Consider the following 10445-nt stretch of genomic DNA (forward strand, 5'->3'; position numbering starts at 1 on the left):
GGAGGTGGGGCGAGCGGCCGGCACAGGTGCTCGTGAGGGGTCAGGACGGTTCTAACCGTCCTGACCCCTCACGAGTGGGTCAGTCGCCGTTCCACTTGGCGTCTTCGGCGTCGGCCTGCCTGGTGCGTTCCTTGGCGATCTCCAAGGCGCGCCTGGCCGAAGCCTCGTCCGGGTACGGGCCGAGGAGGTCGATGCTCCGGCCTCGTTCCAGGTGCTCGACCTGGTTCGTCTTGGTGTTGAAGTACCAGCCCTGATCCGGGTTCGGGTCGCTCGACATGGGTCAAGCCTGACATCACCCGGACGTCCTGTCATCACTTGCGATAGCGGTAGGGGATCTCCGTGGGATCGCCGGTGGGGCCGAACTCGCCGCCCTCGGGTTGATCGACCTTCGAGCTTTCCGGCGCGTTCTCGGCGAGTTCGTCGAACCAGCCCCGGTGCATCGGGACGCCGCGCGGCGGGGTCGCCGGTTCGGGCGCGACGGGACCACCTCGCGGCGGCGACACCGGCTGCGGCGCGGGTGGAGCGGCCGGGGGCATCGCGGACGACGGCGGGGCCGTGACCGGCGGCTCCGGCTCGGCCTGCGAGGGCGCGGCGGCGGCCGGGGCTTCCGGGGTGGAGGGCGGCGCGCTCACCGGCGGAGGCGGCGGCGTCTGGTTCACCGGCGGTGGCTGCGTCCGGGTGGGCTGGGGCAAGGGAGGCGGCTGGGACACGGGCGGTTGGGGCGCGGGTGCCTGCGGGGCGGGTGCTTGAGGAGCCGGAGCACCCTGATTGCCCGGCAACGGCGGCGCGGGCGGCCCGGGAGGCGGCGTGACCGTCCGCCATACCGGCGCGGGCCCGATGTTCATCGGCGCCGGAGCGCGAGGCGGCTGCCCGGTCGCGGGCGGCGCGGCCTGCGAAGGCGGCGGAGGCGCCTGACGCTGCGCAGGCTTCGGAATGGGGTCCAGGCACGAGACGAGCACCGTGGTGTTCGCCGGATCGTCGATCTTCCGGCCGCTGCGCTCGCGGTAGACCATCTCGCCTTCGGTGTCCATCTCGACCAGGTAGCCGGCCTCCGCCAGCTGCTCCTCGTCGAGATCGACGAGCTTTTCGTAGCGCGACGGGACGACCCGGTAGATCGGCCAGGCGAGCCGGGCGTTCTCCTGGTGGAACTGGGCCAGCAGGGCGGCCATCTGCTGCTGCCAGGGCAGTGACATCCCCTCGGCCAGCGAACGCGGCAACACGACGTAGCCGGGGTCGACACCCGGCCAGCCCTGGTTCAGCTGGTCGGCCAGCGGCGTGCTCGACGCGGGCCTCGCCGCCTGCCGTGCGGGCTGGGCGGTACCGAAAAGATCGCGGGGATCGACCTCCGGGCCGCCTCCCGTCGCGGGCTTGCCTCGCCTTCCGAATTTCCGTGCCACGTTCTTCATCCTCTGTCAGTGTGCGGCCGCGTGCCGGTGGACAGGCCGCCACTTCGGGTGAATCCGATGGTCGCGCGATCGCGATACCACGCGCTCACCATGCTAAACGCCAGGACGGACCGCCTGCGCGACCACTTCGGCCTCGTCGAAGGAGAAGTCGCGGATGTGCACCGGCACCCCGGTCTGCTGCGCTTCGACGATCTTGCCGTCGCCCAGGTACATCATCACGTGGTGGATGGTCGCCGGGTTCGACGGAACGGTGGCGAGGAACAGCAGGTCACCCGGCTGTGCCTGCCGCACCGGCAGCATCGCGCCCGCCTTGTACTGGTCGCGGGAAACGCGCGGCAGGATGATCCCGGCCGACTCGTAGGCCCGCAGCATCAGCCCGGAACAGTCGTAGCTGTTCGGCCCCGTGGCGCCCCAGACGTACGGTTTCCCCTGCTCGGCGAGGGCGAACTTGATGGCCTGCGCGGCCGCCTGGCTCGGCGGCACGACGCTGCCGACGCTCGTGCCGCAGCCGACGACGTCGACGATCTGACCCTCGTTCTGCACGAGGAGGGCGGCCATCGGCTCCCAGTTGTGGTACCGGTCGGGGAAGCCGGAGCGCTCGACGCGCTGCGCGGCGTCGCCGGGCCGCATGTTCTCCCAGTCCGGCACCGCGAGCAGCACGTCGTAGAACTTGTTGACCTGGTACGGCGGGTCGGTGACCTGGGCGACGGTGCCCCAGCCCATCGACGGCCGCATCTGGAAGATGCCGAGCGAGTCGCGGTCGCCGTAGGTCAGGTTCCGCAGCTTGGACTCGGTCATCCCGGCCTGGATCGCCACCTGCCACGCGCGCGGGGACAGCGACCGCTGCTTGCCGATCGAGATGATCAGCGCGACGATCCCCTTCTGCTCTTCGTCCAGCTTGTTGATGTCCGAAGAACCGCGATCGGTCTGTCCCGGCAGGGTCGGCCCGATCGACGCGTCGCACGAGGTCTTGACGACCCCGCCCGACTGCGCCTCCACATGGTCGGTCACCACCTTGGTGACCGTGCTCGTGGTGACCACCGCGGCGAAGACCGCGGCGATCAGCACGCCGACGATGAGCCCGATCTTCATCGGGTCAGCCCGCTTGGGTGAACTTGGTGACCCGCCATCCCGGGTTCGTCTTGACGACGGTGACCCGGACCTTGGGCCCGTCCGTGGGGACGTCGACCTCCATCGACCCGGCGAGCGAGGAGACCACCTGCGGCTCCCCGGTCACCCTGGTCGCCTTGATGTTCGCGGGTTCCACCGTCGTCAGCTCCCCGGCGAGGTACTCGTCGGTGGTGTAGGGCCGCAATCCGTTCAGCCACTGCTCGGTCGTCGTACCGTCGGGATGGTTCGCCCATGCCGTCACCCAATTCTTGGCGACCCGGATACCGTCCTGGTCAGGTGGCGCGGACGACGGCGGCGGCTGGGTGGTGAGCCTCGGCGGCAGCGTCGACGTCACGGTCACCGGCGCCGCGACGCCGGGGCGTGAGGTGGCTGTCGCCGAGGAACCCGGCCCGCCGGCCGTCGGTCCCGGTTTTCCGATGGCCTTGGGCAGCAGGATGCCCAAGGCGGTGAGCACGACCGCGAGGATCACCAGCGTGCCGACGAGATGGCGGGGCGAGCGCAACGGCCAGCCCCACAGTCTGCGGTAGACCGCGGTACGCCCGCGGTTGGTCCTGATCGGCATGGGTCACCGGCCCACTGCGTGGTCTGTGTCGCGGACTTCCTCGCGGACCTCGAGCCCGCGCGACGGCCGGTACAGCACGAAGACCGGCTTCCCCGCGACGACTTCGGGGTCGACGCGCCGAGGACGCGGAGTGGACGGGCCTGCTTGCACCGGTACGGCACCCGAGTGATCGGGAGTGGTGTAGCCGCCGCCCACGGAGTTCATCCGCGACGGCACCACGACCGGTTCGGGTTCGTCGCTCCAGCGCCGGTCGGCGACCGGCGAGGTGTCGACCCGGCGGCTCGGTACCTGGATCGGGCTCCGCCCGCCGGAGGTGAACATGGAATCGCCGGGATTACCCGCGGACGGGTTGTACTGGCCGAACACGGGAACGCCTCCGCCGCCACCGGCGGGCAGCGCGGGCATCCCGCCGCCACCGCCGACGGCACCCGGCCACGGCGCTCCCGACCAGGCCGCCGCGGGGCGGATCGCGCCGGAACCGTTGTCGAGCCGCTGGGAGCTGGCGAAGATCGTCGCCTCGGGCCGGAACCGCCCGCCGCCGACCGTCGCGCCGACGGGACCGCGGAGGTCGCCGTCGACGACGTCGTCGGTGTCGCGGACGTTCTGCCAGAACGCGTCCTGCGGAGTCGGCTCGTTGTTCTTCTTGCGGAACCGGGAGAAGAGTCCGCCGCGCGGTGAAGGCATCGCGCCGCCGACCATGCCGACGGACATCTCGACCATCTGCCACAGCCGCCGCACCGGGCGGCCGATCATGAACAGGAGCACGGTGATGATGGCGGCCAGCACCATCTTCGTCAGCAGGGACAGCGAGTTCCCCGCGGTGAAGATGGCCTCCAGCAGGAGGGTGTGCACACCTGCCAGCACCGAGAGCACCATGAGGTTGAAGGCGACCGCGCCGACGACCTTCAGGATGCGCTGCATGATCTGGGGCTGGAGCAGCGCGATCAGGCCGATCAACGGAGCCGTCAGGACGAAGATCCTGATCAGCACCTGAGCGAGCAGGACCGTGGCCTTGGCCAGCAGCTGGAACAGCGAGTAGAAGATGCCCTGGCCCAGTGAAAGGAAACCGGCGCCGACGCGGCTGCCGTCCTCGCCCGTGAAGTACCCGGTCGCCGGGCCGAGCTTGGTGGAGATGTCCTTGAACGCCGCCTTCTTGGAGTCGACCAGCGCGGCGTCGGCGTCCCCGCCCTGCTGGATCTGGCCCCAGGTGAAGGCACGCGCGTCCAAGAGAGCGGGGCCGTACTGGATCGCCTGCGGCGAGTCCGGGCTGCCGAATTCGCCGCGGAGCCAGTTGTCGTAGACGACCCGGCAATGCAGCTCGGTCGGGACCCGGTCCCACGGCTGGCGCGCGGCCACGGCCTCCGGAGTCGCCTGACACGGCTGCGCCGCGGGCGGCTGCGGCTGGGACGGCGGCGGTGTCTTGGCCTCGTCGATGAACCCGGCCTGGATATTGGTCGTGGTCTGCACGATCGCGTTGTCGATCGGATCGAGGAATCTCAGCAGCGCCAAGGAGGACGCGGCCAGCCAGACCGCGGCGAGCCCGTACAGCGCCCGTTTGCTGACCGCCGCGAGATCGCCGCGCCAGATGTTGCGGAACAACATGATCGACATGATCAGCGCGGCCAGGCCGAACAGCTGCGCGTAGATGTTGTTGTAGACCTTCTCGGCCCCGGCCTTGACGGCGTTGTACAGCGGGCTGAGCAGGCTGCCCTGCAACACGGTGTAGTGCAGCGAGTTCGTGGCACCGACGATGTTCTTGCCGATGTTGAACAGCTGGTTGCCCGCCCAGGTGTCGATCGTCGAGTTGGGCGAGGTGATGCCCGCGAGCGGGCCACAGTCGGTTTCGAAGGTGTCCCAGACGTGTCCGGCGTACCCGTAGACGTTGTACGGGCTGCCGCCTTCACCGCGGGCGGTGGCGGGCGGGTCGAGCGCGCCGACCATGCCCGCGCCGGGCCGTTCCGGGTTCGGTGCCTCACCGCACGCCGCGGCCGACGCCGCCGGAGCGGTCGCCACGGCCTGGAGGCCCAGGATCACCATGACGACGAACATCGTCGCGCGGCGGCTGGGTCTGGTCTTGCCGGGCCGCGGCCCCTCTTTGAGCCGTCGGCGCAGCGCGTGCCAGCCGGCGGCGAACGCGAGCACGAACGCCAGGGTGAGCACCGTGTTCATGCGGCATCCCTGCCGGTGCCACCCTTGCCGGCGCGCGCGTGCTCGCCTTGACCCCCGCTACCGTTATGTCCATTTTGGACGGCGCCCTGGACCTCACCCGTCTCCGCGGCGAGCGGGTCCGGCGCGCCCAGCATCTGCTCGTCGGTGAGACCGACCTCGAGTTCGGCCGCGAGTTCGAGATCCTCTTCCAGCTCGAAGTCGTCTTCCTCGGGCGGCGAAGCGACGAACTGCTTCTCCTCCGGGACCGCGAGTTCGTTGCCCGGCCTGGACGGTTTGGCGTCGGGCGAACCCGGCGTGGTGTCCATGACCCGGCGCAGGTGCTCCAGGTGCGGGCCGGAGAAGTCGACGCGGATCCGCTCCACACCGCCGGCGCCGTCACCGAAGATGAACTGCCGCGGCTCGACGTCGCGCTGGAGATCGCGTGACGAACCGGGGCGGCGGCCCAGTGCCGCGACGACCTGTTCGTAGCCGACGCCGACCGGGACCTTCAGCAGGCGCAGCGCGTCGGCCTGGGCGTCGTCGTCGTCCAGGCGGCCGACGAACACCGAGTCCAGCAGCGCCACGAAACCCTGGATCTTCAGGAAGTCCGCGGGGATCTGCGAGGACAGCAGGACACGGACGTTCCACTTGCGCGAGTCACGCGCGAAGCGGTTCATCAGCACGCGGCCAGTCGGGACCTCGGACAGGAAGAACGCCTCGTCGATCCAGACGCCCTTGCGCAGTTCCTTCGGCTTCTCGTACACCGACCGCTGCGTCAGCCACGCGGCGAGGTTCAGCATCTCGACGCCGAGGGATTCCGCGTCCGTCCAGTACTCGCGCGGGACACCGTCCTTGGGCAGGGTCAGCCCCGCCATGGTCAGCACGGTCATCCGGTCGTCGCGGGTCTCGGCGTACGGGTCCGCGTCGCTCTCCGGGATGAGCAGCGCCATCCGCTCGCGCATCTCGTCGAGGAAGTCCGCGACGACGACGGCGTGCTCGTGGTGCTCACTGGAGTCGCGCCGCAGGGCGTCGATGACCTGGCCCGGATCGGCCTCGAACCGGCCACCGACCGCGCGGACGGCGCGCAGCAGCACGATCCGGGTCTGCGCCATCCGCGAGACCTCGTACGGCAGGACGCCGGTGAGGACGTCGAGCACGAGACGGCGTCGGGTCGCGCCCGCGAGGGCCTTCTCCCGCCGCCACGACCGCTCGGGATCGTCCTCGTCCATGAAGTGCTCAAGCTGCGGCTCGGCGACCACGCGGTACGGGTTGAGGATGCCGGGCTGCGCGTTGAGCAAGTTGATGTTCCGCGCGTACGGACGCAGCTCGGGCAGGTCGCACAGGCGCGACAGCGGACCCGACGGGTCGAGGATCGTCCAGTGCGCGCCCGCGCGGAGCGTCTTGTAGACGATGCCGCCGCCGAGGAACGACTTACCGCCACCGAGGCCCGCGACCATCGCCGTCAGACCCGAACCGTCGCGGATCTCCTGCGCCATCCACGGGTCCCAGGCCACCGGGCGCCGGGTCGCGGTCACGGTCTCGCCGAGCAGGATGCCGCGGCGGTCGCCCACCTCGGCGGTCGCCGTCGGCACGGACGAGGCCGCCCAGACGACCGAACCGCGGCGCATGTACGCCGCGGAAGCGAGCGGCTCACCGGGGATGAACTCCCGGGCCAGCGCGTACTGGGCTTCGGGATGCTCGACGGCGATCTTCGGCTTGTAGAGGTCGAGCAGCTGCTGGGCGAGGCGCAACGCGTCCCGCTCCGTCGGCCCGGACACCGCGAGCCGCCACCACGACCGCACACGGGTGGCCAGCGCGGTGAAGCCCGACGTCATCTCGTCGTCGATCTCCAGCACGCGGCCCGCCTGGCGCGCCAGCGACTGCGGCGGCTCCAGCTCGTGCTCGTCGGTGTAGTGCTTGACCTGCGAGCGCACCTTGTTCATCTGGCGCTGCAGCTCACCGGCGACCTCTTCCGGCCGCCGGACGTAGATCCGCGCGGACACCTCGACCGCGGCGGGCAGCCGGTCCGCGTGCTGGATCCACGGGTCGTCGACCTCGGGGATCTGGAGGCCGTGCATCTGGCCGACGGTGAGAACGGCGAGATGCCGCGAGACCCCGGCGTTCGACCCCGTGCGACCGCGGACGGTCACCGTCGGCGCGTACGGCTCGGCGTGGAAATCAGCCGCGTCGGTGAAGCTGGCCAGGTCCTCGGGCTCCCAGGCGGCACCGGGCACCGCGGGCATGTTGCGCGGCGCGGGCAGGCCCAGCGAGCACGAACGGTGCATCAGCCAGGACATCTCCTCGGCGTGCACGGGACGGCCTTCGAGACCGGCGGAGCCGATCACCTGGTCGAGGTGTTCGACCTCGGAATCGAGCGCGGCCAGCTCGGCGTCGACGGCCTCCGGCAGGATCTTGCGCAGCACCGGGGCGGCGCTCTCGACCGCGCGGTCGATCATCCGCCTGGTCTGCACCTGGACGCCGAGGTAGACCTCTTTTTCGGCCATCGAACGGCCCATCAGCTGCTGCTGTTCGCCGATCAGGTAATCGTCGAAGGACAGCGCGCCCTGGACGTCCTGAGGACGGCCGACGGCGTTGTGCACGTGGGCTTCGGCCCACATGCGGATCGGGTACGGCCGGTTGGTCACGCGCAGGTGCAGCCAGCGGCCCTGGAGCTCCGCGTACTGCCCGGCGATGGCCGCGATCAGGTCGCGGCGCTGCGAGTCCGACCGGAACGACCAGCGCTGCGGCGCGAGCCGGTACCAGGCGTACACCTCATAACCGGTGCGTAACAGGTGCCCGTCGATGCTTCGCGCCGCGATCGACGGGGTATACGAGGGTATGGCCGCCTCGCCGGGCAACCGCCTCCCCTTGCCGGCCTTCTTGGGCTGCGCGGAGCGGACCTGCTGGGGCGGGTGCCAGGCCCCTTGCTGCAGATCTCGATCACGTTTTCCTCGGCTTCCGCCGCGACCGAACAACGACTACCTCCCGGCCCGAGCCGCGGGGCGGCTCCGACGCGCTCGTGGTGTTCCCTGAGCTCCGGCGCCGCCGCCGTAGCCGTGGTGCTGGTACTGCCGTCTCCTGCGGTGCTTCGGTAGCGGGCGGTTCGCCCGTACCCGGACACGGGAGGCGCTGGCCGCGCCGCCTGTGCCCGTGGTCCGTTCTCTGGGTGTGTTGAGCTCTTTCGCCGCCATCGCGGCCACGGCGCCCAGCGGACGCTCGTGGCTGATCTTGGCCGTGATCAATCTGGTGATCACAATTGTGGCGACGAAGGCCCAGGCGGTCGAGAAGAACCCGAAGCCCCAGCCCGCCCACCGTTCGACGGTGAGCACGAGCAGGAAGACCGGGATACCGACGAGCCACGCGACGTAGCGGGCTCTCCAGGGAAAAGTCGCTTTCGGCGGGCCGAGCCACACGGCATCGACCCGGTAGACCTCGTCATCGGTACGGATACGCAACGCGAGCCCTCAGCCTGTGAAGAGGCCGGCGATCCACTGGCCCACGTTGACTCCGGCGCCACTCACCGCGAGGCCGATGATCGCCAGCGCGATCACGACACCGGCGAGTCGGCGCATGACACCGGCGTTGTCCCCTTTGCCACCGCCCAGCCACAGCAGGAGGAGCGCGACGGCCAGCAGCACCAGGGGGATGATGTTGTCGATCAGCCAGGTGCGGACGTTGCCGGTGCCGAGCTCTCCGCCCTGGGCCAGCGTGTCGAGGGTGGTCATGGTCATCATCGCATTACTCCCGGTGCGCGGAGAGGGGGTTCGCGCGGTTCTGGCTCGGTGGTGCTTCGAACATCATGGCGTCACGAGGCGTAGCGGTCAAAGCGCGCTCTGTAGATGTCGTTTTGTCTACAGTTCACAGAGCGAGGCACAGCACCACGACCATCCTCGGTCTCCATCATCGTTGCAAGGGTCGTCTGGATTAACCCCGGCCACCCGTATTTCGCAGTGTGCTTACGGCCTCACTCGCTTGCGAGGCAACATGCTCACTGTGAGTACGGGTCGGCCGCGGCGATTTCGGCCTCGACCAGTGTGACATGACTCGTTCGGTGGCTTCTCCCGAGTCCGCTGGGTGAACACGCATTCGACAAAAATCATGAGCGCCGATCAAGCGAAGGTCACGCTTCCGTTACCCAAAGCGAAAACGGAATGGCCATTTTCGCTACATAGCGTGATTATCGGCCCGTCGAGAACACATTCGCGGGAAAAGCGCCCGCTTCGACGGCCCGGCGGCTCAAAGGCCCGCACAGCGCGTGAAGCCGTTTCGTCTTTTCCTCGCCGAGGTGCTCCCAGGGCCCTGTCGAGGCCGCGTTCGTGGCGACTTCGAGCCGTTCGCGAAGAGCGTTCCCGGCCTCGGTCAGGCCGCCCTCGCCGTCGAGAATGCCCTGCTCGCGAAGCTTGGCGGCCGCGTTGTCCCACTGCTCGTCGCTCCAGCCGCGGGACGCCTTGGCCGCGTCGGGCAGGAACCCCTTGCCGGTGGCGGTGTGCGTGACGAGGGCGGCGAGCCCGTCGAGCCCGTTGGCGACGAGCGCCGCGATGTGGCCGTCGCCGCGATGCTCGCGCAGGAGGGTGATGGCGTGCCAAAGGACCAGATGCGGCTCGCTCGGCCAGTCGAGACCCGCGTGCCCGGCGAACAGGGGACGGCCGTCGACCTGGCAGCCGCCGGTCGCCTCGCGGGCGAGCTCCGCCGCCTCGGCGACCTCTTCGGAACCGACCGTCTCCTTGCCGAGCAGCCGGGTCAGCGTTGCGTCGACAGCCTCGAACCGGGCCTCGATGATCTTTTCGGGCGTCGCCAGCGTCCACGCGCGCGGGATGTGGCGGGCGACGAGTTCGGGGTTGAAGTTGTAGAAGGTCGCCGTGACCACGCCGGGTCCCACCGCGCCCATCGGCGCCGCGCGGCCCGCGAAGTACGTCATGCGCCCGGGCCGGAGACCCACGCCTGTGAGCGCGGCTTCCGTTTCGGGGGCGAAGTAGGTAAGGGAATGCAGTACATCGAACGTTCCGCGGAACCGTCCCGTGACGCGACTCGCTTCACCCATGGGGGCACCCTACCGACAAGTAGCGACGGGCGCAGCGTCCATCGGGGCGGTGGTGGGAGCAAGGGACCTTTGCTATCACTTCCGCAGGTCGGGAGCGGGTCGAGCTGGTCGTGGGTGGGGGTTATGGGTTTGAAACCCAAAGCCCCACACCACCACC

Annotated in this window: 9 protein-coding genes; all 9 read right to left on the reverse strand. The window is 69.8% G+C overall.

What is annotated here, in order from left to right:
* Window positions 1-79 precede the first annotated feature (79 nt).
* Window positions 80-277, reverse strand: a complete 198-nt coding sequence (locus tag ACFVM3_RS40970) for a hypothetical protein (RefSeq protein ID WP_378445183.1) — start codon at window positions 275-277, stop codon at window positions 80-82.
* A 34-nt stretch (window positions 278-311) separates the two neighbouring features.
* Complete coding sequence (locus ACFVM3_RS40975) at window positions 312-1397, reverse strand: hypothetical protein (protein WP_378445185.1); 1086 nt, start codon at window positions 1395-1397, stop codon at window positions 312-314.
* A 102-nt stretch (window positions 1398-1499) separates the two neighbouring features.
* Entirely contained in the window at window positions 1500-2498 is a 999-nt protein-coding gene (locus ACFVM3_RS40980) for a C40 family peptidase (RefSeq protein WP_378445187.1), read from the reverse strand.
* A gap of 4 nt (window positions 2499-2502) precedes the next feature.
* Complete coding sequence (locus tag ACFVM3_RS40985) at window positions 2503-3099, reverse strand: hypothetical protein (protein WP_378445189.1); 597 nt, start codon at window positions 3097-3099, stop codon at window positions 2503-2505.
* Window positions 3100-3102: 3 nt separating this feature from the next.
* The gene (locus tag ACFVM3_RS40990) at window positions 3103-5268 is read right to left on the reverse strand and encodes a magnesium transporter (RefSeq protein WP_378445191.1); all 2166 of its coding nucleotides are present in this window, start codon (window positions 5266-5268) and stop codon (window positions 3103-3105) included.
* On the reverse strand, window positions 5265-8222 hold the full coding sequence (locus ACFVM3_RS40995; protein ID WP_378445193.1) for an ATP-binding protein: 2958 nt from the start codon (window positions 8220-8222) through the stop codon (window positions 5265-5267). Before ACFVM3_RS40995 ends, ACFVM3_RS40990 begins: the two co-directional genes overlap by 4 nt.
* Window positions 8223-8225: 3 nt before the next feature.
* Window positions 8226-8702, reverse strand: coding sequence for a hypothetical protein (locus ACFVM3_RS41000; RefSeq protein ID WP_091597802.1), 477 nt, complete (start codon window positions 8700-8702; stop codon window positions 8226-8228).
* 9 nt (window positions 8703-8711) lie between these two features.
* Window positions 8712-8981, reverse strand: coding sequence for a hypothetical protein (locus ACFVM3_RS41005; protein ID WP_126736535.1), 270 nt, complete (start codon window positions 8979-8981; stop codon window positions 8712-8714).
* 443 nt (window positions 8982-9424) lie between these two features.
* On the reverse strand, window positions 9425-10288 hold the full coding sequence (locus ACFVM3_RS41010; protein ID WP_378445195.1) for a hypothetical protein: 864 nt from the start codon (window positions 10286-10288) through the stop codon (window positions 9425-9427).
* Window positions 10289-10445: the final 157 nt, after the last annotated feature.

This window comes from Amycolatopsis sp. NPDC057786 (assembly GCF_042797905.1).
Classification (GTDB): Bacteria; Actinomycetota; Actinomycetes; order Mycobacteriales; family Pseudonocardiaceae; genus Amycolatopsis.

Bases quoted from the DNA above. Each gene is read 5' to 3' on its own strand.
- ACFVM3_RS40970 (WP_378445183.1), bottom strand. From the start codon at position 277: ATGTCGAGCGACCCGAACCCGGATCAGGGCTGGTACTTCAACACCAAG.
- ACFVM3_RS40980 (WP_378445187.1), bottom strand. From the start codon at position 2,498: ATGAAGATCGGGCTCATCGTCGGCGTGCTGATCGCCGCGGTCTTCGCC.
- ACFVM3_RS40985 (WP_378445189.1), bottom strand. From the start codon at position 3,099: ATGCCGATCAGGACCAACCGCGGGCGTACCGCGGTCTACCGCAGACTG.
- ACFVM3_RS40990 (WP_378445191.1), bottom strand. From the start codon at position 5,268: ATGAACACGGTGCTCACCCTGGCGTTCGTGCTCGCGTTCGCCGCCGGC.
- ACFVM3_RS41005 (WP_126736535.1), bottom strand. From the start codon at position 8,981: ATGATGACCATGACCACCCTCGACACGCTGGCCCAGGGCGGAGAGCTC.
- ACFVM3_RS41010 (WP_378445195.1), bottom strand. From the start codon at position 10,288: ATGGGTGAAGCGAGTCGCGTCACGGGACGGTTCCGCGGAACGTTCGAT.